Consider the following 18586-nt stretch of genomic DNA (forward strand, 5'->3'; position numbering starts at 1 on the left):
TCCTCCGCCGTCCCCTCCCGAGTGAGCGGTCCCACCCGGGAGGGGACGGCGCAGCCGGTACGCTCGCACCCGTGCCTCGCGGTGATGGACGGCTGACGCACGACCTCGACCCCCACGACCCTGGTCCCCAGGACGCCTGTGGCGTCTTCGGGGTCTGGGCCCCGGGGGAGGAGGTCGCCAAGCTGACCTACTTCGGCCTGTACGCTCTCCAGCACCGCGGTCAGGAGGCGGCCGGCATCGCGGTGTCCGACGGCTCCTCCGTCGTGGTCTACAAGGACCTCGGCCTGGTCAGCCAGGTGTTCGACGAGCCGACGCTCGGCAGCCTCCGTGGTCACATCGCCGTCGGCCACGCCCGGTACTCCACCACCGGGGCCTCCACCTGGGAGAACGCCCAGCCGACGTTCCGCACCACCGGGGCGGGCACCGGGCTGGCGCTGTGCCACAACGGCAACCTGGTGAACACCGCCGAGCTGGCCAGTGCCGCGGCCGACGAGGGCGTGGCCGGGGCGTTCGTCGCGACCAACGACTCCGACTTGGTCACCTCGCTGATCGCGGCCAAGCCCGACATGTCGGTCGAGGCGGCGGCGATGGAGGTGCTCCCGCGCCTGCGGGGGGCGTTCAGCTTCACCTTCATGGACGAGGACACCCTCTACGCCGCGCGTGACCCACAGGGCGTGCGGCCGCTGGTCCTCGGCCGGCTGGAGCGGGGCTGGGTCGTCGCCAGCGAGACGGCGGCGCTGGACATCTGCGGTGCCTCGTTCGTCCGCGAGGTCGAGCCCGGTGAGCTGATCGCCATCGACGAGGACGGGCTGCGCAGCCAGCACTTCGCCGTCGCCGACCCCAAGGGCTGCGTCTTCGAGTACGTCTACCTCGCCCGGCCGGACACCACGATCTCCGGCCGCGGCGTGCACGCGGCCCGGGTCGAGATCGGCCGCCGGCTGGCCAAGGAGCACCCGGTCAAGGCCGACCTCGTCATCCCGGTGCCCGAGTCGGGCACGCCGGCTGCGGTCGGGTACGCCGAGGCCTCCGGGATCCCCTACGGGCTGGGCCTGGTCAAGAACTCCTACGTCGGGCGCACCTTCATCCAGCCCAGCCAGACGATCCGGCAGCTGGGCATCCGGCTGAAGCTCAACCCGCTGCGCGACGTCATCCGCGGCAAGCGTCTGGTGGTCGTCGACGACTCGATCGTGCGGGGCAACACCCAGCGCGCGCTGATCCGGATGCTGCGTGAGGCCGGCGCCCTCGAGGTGCACGTGCGGATCGCCTCACCGCCGGTGAAGTGGCCGTGCTTCTACGGCATCGACTTCGCCAGCCGGGCCGAGCTGGTCGCCAACGGGCTGGACGTCGACGGCGTGCGCGCCTCGATCAACGCCGACTCGCTGGGCTACGTCTCCGAGCAGGGGCTGATCGCGGCCACCGAGCAGCCGGCCAACCGGCTGTGCACGGCCTGCTTCACCGGCGAGTACCCGATCGCCCTGGGCCAGCCGGAGGTGCTGGGCAAGCACCTGCTCGAGGGCATCGGCCGCCGGGCGCTGACCGAGGAGGCCTCCGCGGTCACCGGGTGGACCGGCCAGCAGGCCGGCAGCCCGATGGTCCCCGGCGGTGCCGACGACGCGCTGAGCCGGCCGTGACGACCCACGAGGGCGACCTGACCTACGCCGCCTCCGGGGTCGACATCGACGCCGGCGAGCGAGCGGTCACCCTGATGCGCGCCGCGGTGGAGAAGACCAACCGTCCGGAGGTCGTCGGTGGCCTGGGCGGGTTCGCCGGGCTGTTCGCCCTGGACACCGCCAAGTACCGCAAGCCGCTGCTCGCCTCCTCGACCGACGGCGTGGGCACCAAGATCGCGCTGGCCCGGGCCCTGGACCGGCACGACACCGTCGGGATCGACCTGGTCGCCATGGTCGTCGACGACCTGGTCGCCTGCGGCGCCGAGCCGCTGTTCCTGCAGGACTACGTCGCCTGCGGTCGGGTCGTGCCGGAGCGGATCGCCGCCATCGTCACCGGGATCGCCGACGGCTGCACGCAGGCCGGAGCCGCGCTGGTCGGCGGGGAGACCGCCGAGCACGGCGACCTCATGGGTGCCGACGACTACGACCTGGCCGCCACCGCGGTCGGGGTCGTCGAGGCCGATGCGGTGCTGGGGCCGGAGCGGGTGCGGGCCGGTGACGTCGTCGTCGCCATGGCCTCGTCCGGGCTGCACTCCAACGGCTACTCGCTGGTGCGCCGGGTCATCGACCGGGCGGGGCTGGACCTCACCGGCACCCCGGCCGGCCTCGGCCGCCCGCTCGGGGACGAGCTCCTCGAGCCCACCCGGATCTACGCCCGGGACTGCCTCGCGCTGGTCGAGCAGCTGGGCGTGGAGACGGTGCACGCCTTCGCCCACATCACCGGTGGCGGGCTGGCCGGCAACACGGTCCGCGTCGTCCCGGCCGGGCTGGAGGCGGTGCTGGACCGGAGCACCTGGGCGCTGCCCGCGGTGGTGCGGCTGCTGGAAGAGCACGGGGTGCCGCGCGCGGAGTCCGAGCGGGCCTTCAACTGCGGCGTCGGCATGGTGGCCGCGGTCGCGCCCGAGCACGCGGACCGGGCGGTCGAGCTGCTCCTCGCCCGCGGCGTCCCGGCCTGGGTGGCCGGCACGGTCGGGCCGCACGACGGAGACGCCTCGGCGCGGCTGGTCAGCTCCTACCGCTGACGGAGGGCCCCCGGCTCCCACCGCTCGCTCGCGGCGGGACCTGCCGGGGGTCGGGACGCACGGCGACACCGCTCCCCCCGGAGGAGGAGCGGTGTCGCCGTGCTACAGAGGGCTGGGTCGCCGGTTCAGCGGCTGGCAGCCCAGTCGTCATCTTCGTCGTCCTGCGACCAGCTCCCGACGTGCGTGTCGTCCTCGTCGTCGTCCTTCGGCCCCCGGGAGGGGAACGACGACGGCTGTCCAGCCAGTTCGCGCTGGAGGGCAGTGAGGTCGGTGTTGGGTGAGCTGTACTTGAGCTCACGGGCCACGCGTGTCTGCTTGGCCTTCGCTCGGCCGCGCCCCATGGCTCGACCCCCTCGTGACGGAGTGCGGGTCGTCTCCAGCACTGGGCTGGACGGCCCGTGTGGCGACCCCGACTGAGTGACTGTGTCCTTGGCCGAGCTTACGACACGGATCGGTCACGGGCACGCAGCCCACCCCCCGGCTGCCCCATCCGGAGGTGGATGTGACCGGGGTCTCACCCGTTTCGGCTGCAGGAGCCGGTCATCGGGGCAGTCGGATGGTCGCCAGTCGCCCCACCGAGCTCATCCGCTCCTCGGCGAGTCGGTCGGCGGCCACGGCCGGGGAGACGCCCTCGGCATCGGCCGCGGCGAAGACCCGCAGCGCGACGTCGAAGATCGAGGTCGCCTTCGACTCGGCCCGGGGGAAGGAGAACCCGTGCCGCTCGTCCTCGACCTGGATCACGCCGCCGGCGTTCACCAGGTAGTCGGGGGCGTAGAGGACGCCCCGGCCGCGCAGCAGCTCGGCGGTGCCCTCGTGGGCCAGCTGGTTGTTCGCCCCGCCACAGACGATCTCGGCGGGCAGCACGGCCACGGTCTCGTCGTCCAGGGCGCCACCGAGGGCGCAGGGGGCGTAGACGTCGTGCGGCGTGCGCACCAGGGTCGCGGTGTCGGCGACCGCCTGCACCGCGGAGTGCCGGGCCCGGACCCGGGCGACCGCGGCCGGGTCGACGTCGGTGACGACGACGGACGCGCCGTCGGCGATCAGCCGGTCGACCAGCCAGCTGCCCACCTTGCCCACCCCGGCGACCGCGACGGTGCGGCCGGCCAGCGTCGGGGAGCCCCAGCGGTGCTGGGCCGCGGCGCGCATCCCCTGGAAGACGCCGAAGGCGGTGAGCACCGAGGAGTCGCCGCAGCCGCCGAAGGCCTCGGACCGGCCGTGGGCGAAGCGGGTCTCCCGGGCCACGACGTCCAGGTCGGCGTTGTAGGTGCCGACGTCGCACGCGGTGAGGTACCGCCCGCCGAGGCTCTCGACGAAGCGCCCGTAGGCGCGCAGCAGCGCCTCGGTCTTGTCGGTGTGCGGATCCCCGATGATGACCGCCTTGCCGCCGCCCAGGTCGAGGCCGGCCAGGCTGTTCTTGTAGGCCATCGCCTTCGACAGCGCGAGCGCGTCGGCCACCGCGGCCTCCTCGGAGGCGTAGGGGAAGAAGCGGGTGCCGCCGAGCGCCGGGCCGAGCGCGGTGGAGTAGACCGCGATCACCGCGCGCAGCCCCGACCCGGGGTCGGAGCAGAAGACGACCTGTTCGTGCCCGGAGCCCATCACGTCCACGACCTGCAGCCTAGGCAGCCGCGGGCCTGTCCGCCGCGTGCGCGCGCCCCCGCGGGGGCGCTGTCGCCGCTCCGCGGACGGCGCAACGGCAACGACCGGGTCTCGTCGAGGAGGTCCGTGCCGTGTCCGCCTGCCGCGGCGGGCATGATCAGAGGTGGACCACAGGCGCCGGCCGACCCCGGTGCCGCACACTCCTCTGGGTGGCCCGAGTCGGGGCCGACCGGTGGAGGACACCAGCGGGGCATCGCAGCGCCGCCACACAGGAGGACACGCACACGATGGCTCGATCCAAGCGGCTGCTCGCACTCGCCCTGGCGGCACCCCTGTTGCTGAGCGCCTGCTCCACGGAGAACTCCGGCGGTGGCGACGAGGGCGGGGACGGCGGTGGCACGGCCGCCTCCGGTGACCTCGACTTCGCCGTCGTCACCCACGGGGCGGCCGGTGACGCCTTCTGGGACGTGGTGCAGAACGGCGCCGAGGCCGCCGGGGAGGACCTCGGCGTCGGTGTGGACTACCAGAGCGACGGCGACCCGCAGCGGCAGTCCCAGCTGATCGAGGCCGCGGTCAACCAGGACGTCGACGGCATCGTGGTCTCCATGGCCAACCCCGACGCGCTCGAGGACTCGATCAGCGCCGCGACGGAGGCAGGCATCCCGGTGGTGACGATCAACTCCGGCGCCGAGCGTTCCGCCGAGTTCGGCGCGATCGGGCACGTCGGGCAGGACGAGACGATCGCCGGCATCGGGGCCGGGCAGCGGCTGGCCCAGGACGGCGCGACGAACGTGCTGTGCGTGGTGCACGAGGCGGGCAACATCGGCCTCGAGCAGCGGTGCGACGGCGCCTCCCAGGGGCTGGGCAGCGACGTGCAGCTGCTGCAGGTGGACATCAACGACCTGCAGGCGGCCCAGTCGACGATCACCTCTCAGCTGCAGAGCAACCCCTCGATCGACGCCGTGCTGACGCTGAACTCCGCCGTCGCCTCGGTGGCCGCCTCTGCCGCTGCCGACGCCGGCTCCGACGCCGCGATCGCCACCTTCGACCTCAACGCCGACGTCATCTCCGCCATCCAGGACGGCACGATCTCCTTCGCCGTCGACCAGCAGCAGTACGAGCAGGGCTACCTGCCCATCGTGATGCTCAAGCTGTACGCGGAGAACCTCAACACCGTCGGCGGCGGCCAGGCGGTGCTGACCGGCCCGGGGATCGTCGACGCCGAGAACGTCGACGAGATCGCCGACCTCGCCTCGGCAGGGACCCGCTGAGCACGACCCGGGAGGCGCCCGTCGACGGGCCGGCCCGCGCGGACGAACGCGTCGCCCGGGTCGGTCCGTGGCGCCGGCTGATGGTCAAGCCCGAACTCGGCTCGCTCATCGGGGCCGTCGTCATCCTGGGGTTCTTCTCCGCCCAGTCCGACGTCTTCCGGTCGCTGGCGGGGGTGGCCAACTGGCTGGACGTCGCCTCGGTGCTGGGGATCATGGCGGTCGCCGTCGCCCTGCTGATGATCGGCGGGCACTTCGACCTCTCGGCCGGCGTGATGACCGGCACCACCGCGCTGACCGTGGGCATCGTCGCGGTCGAGCTGCAGCAGAACATCTGGGTGGCGATCGCCGCCGCGCTGGTGCTGGCCCTGGGGATCGGCGCCTTCAACGGCTGGCTGGTCACCCGCACCGGCCTGCCCAGCTTCATCATCACGCTGGGCACGTTCCTGATGCTGCAGGGGCTGAACCTGGGGCTGACCAAGCTGTTCACCGGGACGGTGATCGTGCGCGGGATCGCCGACGCCCCCGGCTACCACTCGGCCGAGTTGGTGCTCGCCTCCACGATCGACGTCTTCGGGCAGCCGTTCCGCGTCGCCGTCCTCTGGTGGCTGCTGGTCACGGCGGTGGCCAGCTGGGTGCTGCTGCGCACCCGGTTCGGCAACTGGGTCTTCGCCACCGGCGGTGACGAGGTGGCCAGCCGCAACGTCGGGGTCCCGGCGCAGCGGACGACGATCGTGCTGTTCATGACCACCGCCACCGCCGCGTGGCTGGTCGGTTCGATCACCGCCGTCCGGCTCACCTCGGTGCAGGCCAACACCGGCACCGGGCAGGAGCTGATCTACATCGTCGCGGCCGTGATCGGTGGCTGCCTGCTCACCGGCGGGTTCGGCTCGGCGATCGGCGCGGCCCTGGGTGCGCTCATCTTCGGCATGACCCAGCAGGGGATCGTCTACCTGAACTGGGACGCCGACTGGTTCTACTTCTTCCTCGGGGCCATGCTGCTGCTCGCGGTGCTCACCAACCGGCTGGTCCGGCGCTACGCCGAGGCGGCCCGGCGATGAGCACCGCGACCGACGCGCCAGGTGGCGCCCCGCTGCTGGAGCTGCGCGGCATCGGCAAGGACTTCGGCTCGGTGATCGCCCTCGAGGGCATCTCCACTGCCGTGCGCGCCGGGCAGGTCACCTGCGTGCTCGGCGACAACGGCGCCGGCAAGTCGACGTTGATCAAGGTCCTCTCCGGGGTGCACCGGCCGACCCGGGGCGAGCTGCTGCTGGACGGCGAGCCGGTCGACTTCGGTGCGCCGCGCGACGCGCTGGACGCCGGCATCGCCACCGTCTACCAGGACCTGGCGATGATCCCGCTGATGTCGATCTGGCGGAACTTCTTCCTCGGCTCGGAGCCGACGACCGGGTGGGGCCCCTTCCGGCGGTTCGACCGGGCGACCGCCAAGGAGGTCACCCGGCGTGAACTGGCCGCCATGGGCATCGACATCCGCGACCCGGACCAGCCGGTGGGCACGCTGTCCGGCGGGGAGCGGCAGTCGGTGGCCATCGCCCGGGCGGTGCACTTCGGGGCGCGGGTGCTGATCCTGGACGAGCCGACGTCGGCGCTGGGGGTCAAGCAGGCCGCCGTGGTGCTGCGCTACATCGCCCAGGCGCGGGACCAGGGGCTCGGCGTCGTCTTCATCACCCACAACCCGCACCACGCGCACCCGGTGGGCGACCGCTTCCTGCTGCTCAACCGTGGCCGGAGCATGGGGGACTTCGCCAAGGGCGAGGTGACGCGGGAGCAGCTGACCGAGATGATGGCCGGCGGGGACGAGCTCACCCGGCTCGCCGAGGAGCTGGGGCGGCCGGGCGGCGCCTGAGCTGAAGCGTCGACATGATGACCGGACCGGGGGACGACCGGACGACTTCATGACGGCTCGCGGTTGCTGCGCGTGTTGACCGTGTGACTCGTGGTGCGACTGGGACGCTCGTCGAGCCCACCCGTCCATCCCTCTTCCCCAGGGAGCGACCATGACGCAGCACGTGCGGCGCCCGGCCTCGGCGGCCGTCCGCCGGGTCCGCGCCGGACGCCGCCGGCCGTCCCGACTGCTGGCCGGTGCGCTGACCGCAGCCGTCGCGACCGTGCTGGTCGGGGCCGGCGGCGGCATCGCGCACGCCGAGCCGGTGAACCCCAGCGACGAGCAGCTCACCGGCGCCCAGACGGCGCAGGACGCTGCCGCAGCCGAGGTCGGCCGGATCGCCGGGCAGGTCGCGGCCGCCGAGGCGCAGCTGGAGCAGGTCCAGGTGCTGGCCGAGGCCGCCGGCACCGCCTACCTGGCGGCGGAGGAGGCCCGGGTGCTGGCCGAGGCCGTCGCGGCACGGACGGCGCAGGACCTGCAGGCCGCGGCCGACGCCGTCGCCGCCGCCCAGACGCGGATCGCCGAGTTCTCCCGGGACACGTACAAGAACGGCGGCGAGCTCACCAGCGAGATGGCCCTGCTGGACGTCGGTGGGCCGGCCGAGCTGGTGCAGAAGGCCGCGATGCTGTCCTACGTCGGCGACCACCAGGTCGACGTCCTGGGCGTGATGGAACAGGCCCGGGTGCAGCAGGCCCAGGCCGACGCGGCCGCCCGGGCGGCCCGCGACGAGAAGGTGGCGGCCGAGGTGGCGGCCGAGGGCGCCCGCGTCGAGGCCGAACGGCAGCTGGCCAACCAGCAGTCGGTGTACACCCAGGTGACCGCGGAGAAGGCGGCGCTGGACCAGCAGCTGCAGGACGCCCAGGTGCAGCTGCTCACGCTCCAGGGAGCGCGCAACGCCTACCAGGTGTGGCAGCAGCAGAAGGCGGCCGAGGAGGCCGCGGCCCGGCTGGCCGAGGAGCAGGCCCGGGCCCAGGCGCTCGCCGACGACCAGCAGGCGCTCCAGGCGGACGCCGCCGCCGCCACCGGGTCCGGCTACGCCCGGCCGGCCGTCGGCATCACGAGCAGCTGCTTCGGCGCACGCTGGGGGGTCACGCACTTCGGCGTCGACATCGGCGCCCCCATCGGCACGCCGGTGCGCGCGGCCACCGCCGGGGTGGTCCAGCGGGCGGGGCCGGCGACCGGCTTCGGGTTGGCGGTCTACCTCCGCGGGGACGACGGCGCGATCACCGTGTACGGCCACGTCAACCGGCACTTCGTCCGAGCCGGGGAGCGGGTCGCGGCCGGTGACCAGATCGCCGAGGTGGGCAACCGCGGTCAGTCGACCGGGCCGCACCTGCACTTCGAGGTGCACCCCGACGGGCAGATGCACAGCGGCCAGGTCGACCCGGTGCCGTGGCTGCGTGCCCGGGGCATCACGATCCGCGGCTGCGGCTGACCCGGGCGACGACGGCGCGGCACCGACGCACTGCGGCCCGGCACCCTGGGGAGGGGGCCGGGCCGCGGTGCGTCGTCGGCTCAGGCGTTGTCGCAGTTCTCCGTGAGCCAGGTGTCCAGCCGGGTCTGGGCGTCGGTCGCCCCGGCCTCGAGGCCGGCGAGCTCCTCCTCCACGCTGGCCTGCCCCTCCGGGGTGGTCAGGTCGACGTCGGCCACGGCCTCTCGCACGCCGACGAACGTCTGGACCAGGACGTCCCAGTCGGCGCTGATCTCGGCCGGCGGGTCCAGCTGGTCCAGGTCGGCGATGGTCCGGTCGAGCGCCTCCTGCTGGGTCAGGCCGGCATCCGGGGGTGTGGTGAGCACGGTCTCGGCCTCGGTGCAGAACGCCTGGACCTCCTCGTCGGAGGTGGTGGCGGGACTGCTGGAGCTGCTGGAGCTGCTGGAGCTGCTGGTGGTCGACGCGGCATCGGGCTGCTCGTCGTCGCTGCCGCACGCTGCCAGCAGGACGACGGCGGCTGCGGCGGAGAGTCCGGCGCGGAACGGGGTGGTGAGAGCGCGCATGCTCTCGACGGTAGCCGCTCCCGGCGGCGGCCACCGGGGCCCACCGTGCCCGCTACCGTGCTGCCGTGACCGCCCCCGTCGACCCGCGGACCAGCTGGGCGCTGCCGGCACCCGGCACGATGGCGCCGGTTGCGGCCCCCGAGCCCCTGGTCACCCGGGTGCTGGCCCCCAACCCCTCGCCGATGACGCTGGACGGCACCAACACCCACCTGGTGGGCGAGCCGGGCTCGGGCCAGGCCGTCGTCGTGGACCCCGGGCCGGACGACCCCCGGCACCTGGCCGCCGTCGAGGCGGCGCTGGCCGCCCGGGACGCCCGGGTGGTGGCCGTGCTGGTCACCCACCACCACGCCGACCACGCCGAGGCGGCGCTGCCGTGGGGGCGGCACTTCGGTGCGCCGGTCGCTGCGGCCACCGGTGAGGTCGCCGGCCCGGGCGGCCGGTTGCTCCGGGCGGGGGAGCGGCTGCAGCTGGCGGGCACGACCCTGGACGTCGTCCCGACACCCGGGCACACCGCTGACCACCTGGCCTTCCGGCTGGCGTCGGGTGCCGTGCTGGTCGGCGACCACGTGCTCGGCCGGGGCACCTCCGTGGTCACCCACCCCGAGGGCGACGTGCTCGCCTACCTCGAGTCGCTCCGTCGCGTGCACGACCTGGGCCCCTCCGCGCTGTACTGCGGCCACGGGCCCGAGCTGACCACCGACCCCGGGGCGGTGCTGCGGTTCTACCTGGCGCACCGGACGTACCGCGAGCAGCAGCTGCTCGACGCCCTCACCGAGGGGCCCCGGACGGTCGAGGAGCTGGTCGCCGTCGTCTACGCGGCCGTGCCGCAGGCGGTCTGGCCGGCCGCCGCCCAGTCGACCCGGGCCACCCTGGCCAAGCTGGTCACCGAGGGCCGGGTCGAGCCCGACGGGGACCGGGTGCGACTGTCCTGAGCCCGCCGCCGTCCTAGGGTCCCGGGGGTGGAGCTCGCGGGGGAGTGGGACGTCGTGGTCGTCGGTGCCGGGTCGTCGGGCTGCGCGCTGGCCGCCCGGCTGGTCGACGCCGGCCGGCGGGTGCTGGTCCTGGAGGCCGGTGCCGACCACCCGCGCCCCGAGGACTTCCCGGCGACGATCCGGGACGCCGCGACGATGGGTGCCGCGACCCCCGGGCACCCCGCGAACTGGGAGCTCACCGGAGAGCTCACCGACGACCTGCGCTGGCCGGTGCCGCGGGGGAAGGTGCTGGGCGGTTCCAGCGCGCTGAACGGCACCTACTTCATCCGGGCCACCCGGGCCGACCTGGACGGCTGGGCCGCAGCGGGCAACGACCTGTGGTCGGCGGACGCGCTGCGCCCGGCCTTTGTCCGCTGCGAGAGCGACGCCGACTACGGCGACCGCCCCGGCCACGGCTCGACCGGCCCGCTGCCGGTCACCCGGGTGCACCGGCAGCACCCGCTCACCGACGCCTTCACCGGTGCCTGCGACGCGCTGGGCTTCCCGGCCGAGCCGGACAAGAACGCCGACGGCCCGCCCGGGCACGGGCCGGTGCCGTTCACCGTCGCCGACGGCGTGCGGGTCAACACCGCGATGGCCTACCTGTCCCCGCGCCGGGAGTCCCCCGGCCTCACCGTCGTGGGCGGGGTCCGGGTCACCCGGGTGCTGGTGGAGCGCGGCCGGGCGGTGGGCGTGCAGACCGACCGTGGCCCGGTGCGTGCCGCGGAGGTCGTGCTGTCGGCCGGTGCGGTCGGCTCCCCGCACCTGCTGCTGCTCTCCGGGATCGGCCCCGCCGACCACCTGCGGGCGGCCGGTGTCGCCGTCGTCGCCGACGTGCCCGGGGTGGGTCAGGGCTTCAGCGACCACCCCGACGTCTACGTGACCTACCGGCCGGCCCGGCGCACCCCGATGCCCCGGGGGCTGCTCCCGCTGGCCACCGCGCTGAACACCGCCGACCACCTCGAGGTCATGCCCTGGCTCAAGCCGTTCCGGCAGGTGATGCTGTTGCGGACGTCGGGTCCGGCGCTGTCCGGCGTCACGGAGGTGCTGCGCCGGCCCGCGGCGACGCTGCGGGCGCTGCGGGGCGCCTCGGTGTCCCGGCTGCTGGACTCCGCCCGTCGGCGGGACGACCTCTACCTGGCCGTGGCGCTGCAGCAGGAGGAGAGCCGCGGCCGGATCAGCCTGACCACCGCCGACCCGCTGGTGCAGCCACGGATCCAGTACCGCTACCTGACCGCGGACGCCGACCGGCGACGGCTGCGGGCCGGCGTCCGGCTGGCCGCCGAACTGCTGCGCACCCCCGCCTTCGCGCCGCTGGTCGCCGAGCGCACCGGCCTGCCCGACGCCGTCCTGGCCGACGACCGGGAGCTGGACCGGTGGACCCGGGCCCACCTGGCGACCGCGGTGCACCTGGCCGGCAGCGCCCGGATGGGGCCGGCCACCGACCCCGGGGCGGTCGTCGACCAGCACCTGCGGGTGCGGGGGATCGTGGGCCTGCGGGTGGTCGACACCTCGGTGATGCCGACGGTGCCCTCGCGCGGACCGGCGGCGACGGCCGTGGCGATCGGCGAGCGGGCCGCCGAGCTGATGACCGGTGCCCGTTGGAGGACCACCCTGTAGGGCGGCTCAGCGCTGGGCGTCGGCCACGGCGAAGGACCGGTCCAGGTAGACCGCGTTGCCGGACAGCAGTCGGTGCAGCTCCCGGAACGACCGGTCCAGCACCGCGGCGGGGTCGGTGTCCGCCGGGTCCGGGTCCGGCGCCTGCCCGGCCATCTCGGCCAGCCCGACCGACGCGTCGGCCAGCGTCGGCCACAGGTGGGCCCACTGCCAGAACTCGTAGGTGGCCGGCCCCACCAGGGCGGAGGCGGGCGTCCCGAGCAGCCCGATGCCGTCGACGCCCGGCCGGTCGGGCGGCTCGCCCAGCCCCAGCAGCAGTGACTGCACCCGGTGGGTACGGGCGAACTCGGCGGCCGGCTCACTGCCGGGGACGAGCTCGGCCACCAGCCCCCGCTCGATCAGCGTGTCGAGCACGAGGTCGCAGTCGGGGACGCCGGCCTCCTCGGCTGCCTCGCGCACTGCGGTGCGGGTCCACGGGACGCCGTCCCGCACCCGGCTGGGCACCCCGTGCGTCAGCGTCCACACGTCGGCGGTGGTCTGGTCGCCCAGCAGCGGGCTGTCCCAGCCCAGCCGGACCACCCAGTAGCTCGGCGGCTCCCCGCGGTGCTGGTGGAAGGCCCCCATGGGATGGCCGAGGGGGAAGACGAGCGCCTCGTCGGAGGAGGGCATCAGCTCACCGCCCAGGTGTCCAGGTGGACGGCGTTGGGGGTGAGGAGCCGGTGCAGGTCCTCCAGCAACGACGTCAGCAGCGCGTCGGGATCGGTGGCGAGGGTGTCGGCGATGCCCACCCGCGCGGCGGTGGCCGCAGCGCCCTCGCAGGCCCGCCAGAGGCTGGTCTCCATGTGCGCCCACTCGAACAGGTCGTAGGCGGCGGCCGACAGCACGGCGAGCGGGCGGCCGGGCAACCCGACCGCGTAGGCGTCCGGCGCGGCGGCGCTGTTCCCCAGGCCCAGCACCAGGGGCACCATCCGGACCCGTCGGGCCAGGTCGCGGGCCGACTCGGTGCCGGGCGCGGCCAGGGCGACGAGCCCCTGCTCCTGCAGCCGGTCCAGCCGCTGCGCGCAGTCGGGAACGCCGACCGACTCGGCCTGCGCGGCCAGCGCGTCGGGGGTCCACGGGCGCGGTACGTGGTCGGCGGGCCCGTGCGCCATGGCCCAGACCCCGAACTCGGCCGAGGTGAGGCTGTGCAGGGCTGCGCCGACCCGGACGTCGAACTGGTCCACGACCGCGCGGACGCCGATCAGCTGACCGATCGGGTAGACCTGCAACGCGGTCGAGTCGCTGGTCATCGCGGGCGAGCCTAACCGGGGTCGGGAGTCCGACGCCGGGCCGCCGGGCCGGTGTCGGCCGGTCCGGGGGGCCCGGGGAGGCCGCCGCCCAGGTCAGCTCAGCGGACGGTGCGGATCTGGGTGCTGGTGGTCGACAGCGGTGCCCACGGGTCGGGGTGCGGCTGCCCGGCGTCGCTCGCCCAGCCCGGCGCGCGGCTGCCCGTCGTGCTGCCCCGGGTGGCCGGGCGGGCGGACAGGTGCACGATCAGGAAGAGCAGGACGAGCAGCCCCACGAGAACGCCGGCGATGTTCAAGAGCGTCGAGAGCATGCAGCTGAAACTAGTGGTGCGGATTGGTCCGTGTCCGGCGTTCCACTGGGCACAAGTAGCCGAAGTCGATCACCAGATGCGGGACATCTGACAGTGGACGTCGACATGTCGACCAGGATTGGACGATCCGACCCGGCAGAGTCTGCCAGTGCACACGGATTCGCGACAGCCCCGCCCAGCGCCGTCCCCACCCCTCACCACCAAAATGGCCATTTCGGTGGTGGTGGGGAGAAGGCCTCAGGCGTCGAGGGGGAGGCCGGTGTAGTTCTCGGCCAGCTCGCGGGCGGCGGCCTCGGAGGAGCAGACCCGGCGGAGCTGGGAGAGCTGCAGCTCGGCGTCGAAGTCGTCGCCGGAGCGGTGCAGCATCGACGTCATCCACCAGGAGAAGTGGGTGCAGCGCCAGACCCGGGCCAGCGCCCGGTCGCTGTAGCCGTCGACCAGGTCGGTCTGCTTCTCCTGCAGCAGGCGGACCAGTGCGGTGGCGAGCAGCGTGACGTCGGCGACGGCGAGGTTGAGACCCTTGGCGCCGGTCGGCGGGACGATGTGCGCGGCGTCGCCGGCGAGGAACAGCCGGCCGCGGCGCATCGGCGCGCTGACGAACGAGCGCATCGGCAGGATGGACTTCTCGGTGACCGGGCCGGTCTCCAGCTCCCAGCCGTCGAGGGCGAACCGGGTGGACAGGTTCTCCCAGATCCGGTCGTCGGACCAGTCCTCGATCTTCTCGTCCGGGTCGACCTGCAGGTAGAGCCGCGACACCGACGGCGAGCGCATCGACAGCAGCGCGAAGCCGTCGGGGTGCCAGGCGTAGACGAGCTCGTCCTCCGACGGGGCGACGTCGGCCAGGATGCCCAGCCAGGCGTAGGGGTAGGTGCGCTCCCACAGTCGGCCGGAGGTGCCGGCGGTGACCACCGGGCGGGAGACGCCGTGGAAGCCGTCGGTGCCGGCGATGACGTCGCACTCGAGCACCTGGGGCACGCCGTCGGCGTCGGTGAACCGGATGCGGGGGCTGTCGGTGTCGACGTCCTCGGGGGTGACGTCGGAGACCTCGAACAGCAGCGGCGGGCCGTCGTCGAGCTGGGCGGCGATGAGGTCCTTGGTCACCTCGGTCTGCCCGTAGACCCACACCTTGCGGCCGCACAACTCGGGGAAGTCCAGGTGGTGCCGGGTGCCGGGGTACTGCAGGAAGATGCCGTCGTGCGGCAGGCCCTCGCGCTGCAGCCGGTCGCCCATGCCGGCGTCGATCAGCGTGGAGACGGTGTGCTGCTCCAGGATCCCGGCCCGGATCCGGGCCTCGACGTAGTCGCGGGACCGGTTCTCCAGGACGACGGTGTCGATGCCCTGCAGCTGCAGGAGCCGGGACAGCAGCAGCCCCGCCGGGCCGGCTCCGATGATCCCCACCTGGGTGCGCATCGCCCGAGTGTGACCCCGGCCGCCGACCTGGGGCGACCTCCCCCTCCCGCTGGGCGGAAGGATCAGCGGAACTGCTCGGTGCGCGCCAGGGCCCGGCCGATGCCGCGGGCGGCCACCTGCAGCACCGGGGCCAGCCGGGCGACGTCGCGACGGTGGGCCGGGACGACGATGCCCAGCGCGGCGACCACCATCGGCCCGGCCAGCCGCTCCACGGTCACCGGGACGGCGACCGACGCCGCGCCCAGGCTCATCTCCTCCGCGGTGCGGGCCCAGCCGCGGCGGCGCACCTCGGCCAGCTCCCGGCTCAGCAGCCCGGCGTCGACGACGGTGTGCCGGGTCTCCCGGGTCGGCTGCCGGAGCACCTGCTCCAGGACGTCGTCCGGTGCGGAGGCCAGCAGCACCTTGCCCACCCCGGTGGCGTGCAGCGGCAGCCGGCTCCCGACCTGGCTGACCACGGGCACCGACTCCCGGCCGGAGATCCGCTCGACGTAGAGCGCCTTGGTGCCCTCGCGCACCGCCAGGTGCACCGTGTCGCGGGTGGCGGTGTGCACGTCGAGCAGGAACGGCGAGGCGACCTGGCGCAGCTCCAGGTCGACCGGGGCGAGCAGCCCGAGGTCCCAGAGCTTGCGGCCGATCTCGTACCGGCCGTCACTGCGGCGGACCAGGGCGCCCCAGGCGGCCAGTTCGGCGAGCAGCCGGTGGGTCGTGGTCAGCGGGGTGCCCGACCGCTCGGCGACCTCGGAGAGGCTGAGCCGGGGGTGGGCGGCGTCGAAGGCGTCCAGGACGCCGAGCGCACGGGAGGTCACCGAGCGGCCGGCCGCGGCAGCACCACCGGCCATGGCGTCCTTCTTTCTGCTCAGTGGAAGACGTTGCTTGGGCAGCGTAGTGCCGGGTCGTACGGTCCCGGCATGACCGGGACCACATCTCGCGAGCCGCGACCGGCGTCGGACAGCGCCCTCGTGTTGCCCCGCTACCTCCGGGAGCCCGCCGAGCGGCGCACCCCGGTGGCCTACGCCGGTTACAAGAGCACGGGGCTGCGTGCGCCGCTGCGCACGCCGGTCGACCTGCCGCACCGGCTGACCGAGATCACCGGCCCGGTGTTGGGCGAGGACATGGTCACCGCCGCCGACGCCGACCTGACGCTGCGCCAGGGCGGCGAGGCCCAGGGTCAGCGGATCATCGTCTACGGCCGGGTGCTCGACAGCGACGGCCGCCCGGTGCCGCACGCACTGGTGGAGATCTGGCAGGCCAACGCCGCGGGCCGCTACCGGCACGTGGTCGACAACTGGCCGGCCCCGCTGGACCCGCACTTCGACGGGCTGGGCCGGGTGGTGACCGACGACCTGGGGCGCTACGAGTTCACCACCATCAAGCCCGGGGCCTACCCGTGGGGCAACCACCACAACGCCTGGCGGCCGGCGCACATCCACTTCAGCCTCTTCGGCCAGGCGTTCACGCAGCGGCTGGTCACCCAGATGTACTTCCCGGACGACCCGCTGTTCGGGCAGGACCCGATCTTCAACTCCATGCCGACGACGGCGCGGCACCGGGCGGTCAGCCGGTTCGACCTGGAGCGCAGCCAGCCCAACTGGGCCCTGGCGTTCCAGTGGGACATCGTGCTGCGTGGGCAGGACCAGACGCCCTTCGAGACCGACGACGACGGAGACGTGGCGTGAGCGCGGACCGACTGCCCCCCCAGGTGCTGGCCGCCGACGAGAGCAACGACCGCCGCCAGGGCACGCCACGGCGCGGCACCGGCTTCCTGACCGAGCCCTTCCGGCTGGGCACCACCCCGAGCTCCACCGTCGGGCCGTACCTGGCGATCGGGCTGACCTGGCCCGACGGCCCGGACGTCGTCGCCGAGGGCACCCCGGGCGCCATCTGGCTGCGTGGCCGGGTCTTCGACGGCAACGGCGACCTGGTGCCCGACGGCATGATCGAGACCTGGCAGGCCGACCCGGACGGCCGCTTCGCCCACCCGGACGACCCGCGCGGCGCCGTCACCACCCCCGGGTTCCGTGGCGTGGGGCGGTCGCACACGGTCCCGGGCGGTGAGTACGCCGTCCGCACGCTCAAGCCCGGCCGCGTGCCCGACGGCGAGGGCGGGCTGCAGGCGCCGCACGTCGACGTCTCGGTCTTCGCCCGTGGCCTGCTCGACCGGCTCGTCACCCGGATCTACTTCGCCGACGAGGCCGCCGCCAACGCCGAGGACGCCGTGCTGCGCAGCCTGCCGGACGACGCCTCCCGCGCCACGCTGATCGCCCAGCCCAGCGCGGACGGCTACGTGCTCGACATCCACCTGCAGGGCTGCACGGCCAAGGGCATGGACGAGACCGTCTTCTTCGCGGTGTGAGCGCCGGCCACGCGGGGGCACCCGCCAGGATGGGCGCGTGATCCTCGACGCGACCTTCGCCCGTGGCCCGGTCTCCGCCGGCACCTCCGGGGACGCCTGGCTGGTGGCCCTGCTGGAGGTGGAGGGTGCGCTGGCCCGCGCCGCCGCCCGGGTCGGCCTGGTGGCCGGCACGGCCGCGGACGAGGTGAGCCGGGTGTGCGCCGACCCGGCCGCCCTGGACCTCGCGGCGGTGTACGCCCGGGCCGGGGACGCCGGCAACCCGGTGCCCCCGCTGGTCCGGGCGCTGCAGGACGCCGTCGGCCCGCACGCCGCCCGCGCCGTGCACGTCGGCGCCACCAGCCAGGACGTCGTGGACACCGCGGCGGTGCTGCTGGCCCGCCGCGGCCTGCAGCTGATCGACGCCGACCTCGCCGCGGCCGCCGAGGCCTGCGCCCGTCTCGCCGGGGCGCACCGGGACGACGTGCTGATGGGCCGCACCCTGCTGCAGCAGGCGCTGCCGATCACCGCCGGCCTCAAGGCCGCCACCTGGCTCGCCGGGCTGGACGGCGTGCGCGCCCGGATCGCCGCGGTGACGGCGGCGCTGCCGGTGCAGTACGGCGGGGCGGTGGGCACGCTGGCCGCCAGCTCCGGCTCCGGGGTGGACCTGCGCCGGGAGCTGGCCGCCGAGCTCGGGCTGGTCGCCACCGAGGTGCCCTGGTTCACCGTGCGGCTGCCGATCGCCGACGTCGCCGGCGTGCTCGGTGCGGCGGCCGGGGTGGTGGCCACGATCGCCCTGGACGTCGTCCTGCTGGCCCAGACCGAGGTCGCCGAGGTGGCCGAGGTGGCCGAGGCCCGCGGCGGCTCCTCGGCGATGCCGCACAAGAACAACCCGGTGGCCGCGGTCTCCGCCCGGGCCTGCGCCCGCCGCGCCCCCGGGCTGGTCGCCACCCTCTTCGCCGCGATGGAGCAGGAGCACGAGCGCGGCGCGGGCACCTGGCACGCGGAGTGGCCGACGCTCACCGACCTGCTCGGCACGGTCGGTTCGGCGGCGTCCTGGCTGGCCGAGTGCCTGGCCTCGCTGCGGCTGGACCCGGAGCGGATGGCGCGGACGGTGGCCGCGGCCGGCGACCCCCAGCTGGCCGGTGCGCTGGCCGAGGCGCTCGCCCCGGCCCTGGGCGCGGGCCCCGCGCACGACGCCGCGG

19 protein-coding genes are annotated in these 18586 nt (G+C 74.5%); 11 read left to right on the forward strand and 8 right to left on the reverse strand.

Annotation, left to right across the window (positions count from 1 at the left end; all coding sequences use genetic code 11):
- Positions 1 to 71 precede the first annotated feature (71 nt).
- Positions 72 to 1631 (forward strand): amidophosphoribosyltransferase, encoded by a 1560-nt coding sequence (gene purF / locus IN07_RS13310; protein WP_036336375.1) that lies wholly within the window; start codon positions 72 to 74, stop codon positions 1629 to 1631.
- On the forward strand, positions 1628 to 2692 hold the full coding sequence (gene purM, locus IN07_RS13315; protein WP_036336376.1) for a phosphoribosylformylglycinamidine cyclo-ligase: 1065 nt from the start codon (positions 1628 to 1630) through the stop codon (positions 2690 to 2692). Before purF ends, purM begins: the two co-directional genes overlap by 4 nt.
- Before the next feature lie 125 nt (positions 2693 to 2817).
- On the opposite strand, the gene IN07_RS13320 is transcribed toward purM, so the two are convergent.
- Together IN07_RS13320 and IN07_RS13325 are read right to left on the reverse strand one after the other, a co-directional pair.
- Positions 2818 to 3033: a DUF3073 domain-containing protein gene (locus IN07_RS13320; protein ID WP_036336377.1), complete on the reverse strand. Its 216-nt coding sequence runs from the start codon at positions 3031 to 3033 to the stop codon at positions 2818 to 2820.
- A 199-nt stretch (positions 3034 to 3232) separates the two neighbouring features.
- Positions 3233 to 4288 (reverse strand): Glu/Leu/Phe/Val family dehydrogenase, encoded by a 1056-nt coding sequence (locus tag IN07_RS13325; RefSeq protein ID WP_036336420.1) that lies wholly within the window; start codon positions 4286 to 4288, stop codon positions 3233 to 3235.
- A gap of 287 nt (positions 4289 to 4575) precedes the next feature.
- On the opposite strand from IN07_RS13325, the gene IN07_RS13330 reads away from it, so the two are divergent.
- The 4 genes from IN07_RS13330 to IN07_RS13345 all read left to right on the forward strand — a co-directional run bounded on the left by IN07_RS13330 (position 4576) and on the right by IN07_RS13345 (position 8897).
- Positions 4576 to 5559, forward strand: coding sequence for a sugar ABC transporter substrate-binding protein (locus IN07_RS13330; RefSeq protein WP_036336378.1), 984 nt, complete (start codon positions 4576 to 4578; stop codon positions 5557 to 5559).
- Between the two features lie 80 nt (positions 5560 to 5639).
- Positions 5640 to 6617 carry an ABC transporter permease gene (locus tag IN07_RS13335; RefSeq protein WP_081975392.1) on the forward strand — a complete coding sequence of 326 codons (978 nt, stop codon included), beginning with the start codon at positions 5640 to 5642 and terminating at the stop codon, positions 6615 to 6617.
- The gene (locus IN07_RS13340; protein ID WP_036336379.1) at positions 6614 to 7423 is read left to right on the forward strand and encodes an ATP-binding cassette domain-containing protein; all 810 of its coding nucleotides are present in this window, start codon (positions 6614 to 6616) and stop codon (positions 7421 to 7423) included. Before IN07_RS13335 ends, IN07_RS13340 begins: the two co-directional genes overlap by 4 nt.
- 151 nt (positions 7424 to 7574) lie before the next feature.
- Positions 7575 to 8897, forward strand: coding sequence for a M23 family metallopeptidase (locus IN07_RS13345; RefSeq protein ID WP_036336380.1), 1323 nt, complete (start codon positions 7575 to 7577; stop codon positions 8895 to 8897).
- An 80-nt stretch (positions 8898 to 8977) separates the two neighbouring features.
- Here the strand turns inward: IN07_RS13345 and IN07_RS13350 are convergent, their stop codons facing one another.
- Entirely contained in the window at positions 8978 to 9457 is a 480-nt protein-coding gene (locus tag IN07_RS13350) for a hypothetical protein (protein ID WP_036336381.1), read from the reverse strand.
- A gap of 65 nt (positions 9458 to 9522) precedes the next feature.
- On the opposite strand from IN07_RS13350, the gene IN07_RS13355 reads away from it, so the two are divergent.
- Positions 9523 to 10389 (forward strand): MBL fold metallo-hydrolase, encoded by an 867-nt coding sequence (locus IN07_RS13355; protein WP_156119177.1) that lies wholly within the window; start codon positions 9523 to 9525, stop codon positions 10387 to 10389.
- A 27-nt stretch (positions 10390 to 10416) separates the two neighbouring features.
- A complete protein-coding gene (mftG, locus tag IN07_RS13360) occupies positions 10417 to 12048 on the forward strand; it encodes a mycofactocin dehydrogenase MftG (protein ID WP_036336382.1) in 1632 nt (543 codons plus the stop codon).
- A 6-nt stretch (positions 12049 to 12054) separates the two neighbouring features.
- Here the strand turns inward: mftG and IN07_RS25280 are convergent, their stop codons facing one another.
- The 5 genes from IN07_RS25280 to IN07_RS13385 all read right to left on the reverse strand — a co-directional run bounded on the left by IN07_RS25280 (position 12055) and on the right by IN07_RS13385 (position 15891).
- Positions 12055 to 12714, reverse strand: coding sequence for a hypothetical protein (locus tag IN07_RS25280; RefSeq protein ID WP_036336383.1), 660 nt, complete (start codon positions 12712 to 12714; stop codon positions 12055 to 12057).
- On the reverse strand, positions 12714 to 13334 hold the full coding sequence (locus IN07_RS25285) for a hypothetical protein (RefSeq protein WP_036336384.1): 621 nt from the start codon (positions 13332 to 13334) through the stop codon (positions 12714 to 12716). Before IN07_RS25285 ends, IN07_RS25280 begins: the two co-directional genes overlap by 1 nt.
- Before the next feature lie 98 nt (positions 13335 to 13432).
- A complete protein-coding gene (locus IN07_RS13375) occupies positions 13433 to 13642 on the reverse strand; it encodes a hypothetical protein (RefSeq protein ID WP_036336385.1) in 210 nt (69 codons plus the stop codon).
- 237 nt (positions 13643 to 13879) lie between these two features.
- A complete protein-coding gene (locus IN07_RS13380) occupies positions 13880 to 15052 on the reverse strand; it encodes a 4-hydroxybenzoate 3-monooxygenase (RefSeq protein ID WP_036336386.1) in 1173 nt (390 codons plus the stop codon).
- A gap of 62 nt (positions 15053 to 15114) precedes the next feature.
- A complete protein-coding gene (locus tag IN07_RS13385; RefSeq protein ID WP_036336387.1) occupies positions 15115 to 15891 on the reverse strand; it encodes an IclR family transcriptional regulator in 777 nt (258 codons plus the stop codon).
- A gap of 69 nt (positions 15892 to 15960) precedes the next feature.
- Here IN07_RS13385 and pcaH point away from each other — a divergent pair, with 69 nt between their 5' ends.
- From pcaH to IN07_RS13400, 3 genes are all read left to right on the forward strand, one after another.
- Positions 15961 to 16728, forward strand: a complete 768-nt coding sequence (pcaH, locus tag IN07_RS13390; RefSeq protein ID WP_036336388.1) for a protocatechuate 3,4-dioxygenase subunit beta — start codon at positions 15961 to 15963, stop codon at positions 16726 to 16728.
- Entirely contained in the window at positions 16725 to 17405 is a 681-nt protein-coding gene (gene pcaG / locus IN07_RS13395) for a protocatechuate 3,4-dioxygenase subunit alpha (RefSeq protein ID WP_081975394.1), read from the forward strand. The genes pcaH and pcaG overlap by 4 nt, the downstream gene beginning before the upstream one ends.
- Before the next feature lie 37 nt (positions 17406 to 17442).
- The coding region (locus tag IN07_RS13400) for a lyase family protein (protein ID WP_036336389.1) at positions 17443 to 18586 on the forward strand (1144 nt) is incomplete at its 3' end.

Origin of the sequence: Modestobacter caceresii (genome assembly GCF_000761485.1) — a bacterium.
Taxonomy (GTDB): domain Bacteria; phylum Actinomycetota; class Actinomycetes; order Mycobacteriales; family Geodermatophilaceae; genus Modestobacter; species Modestobacter caceresii.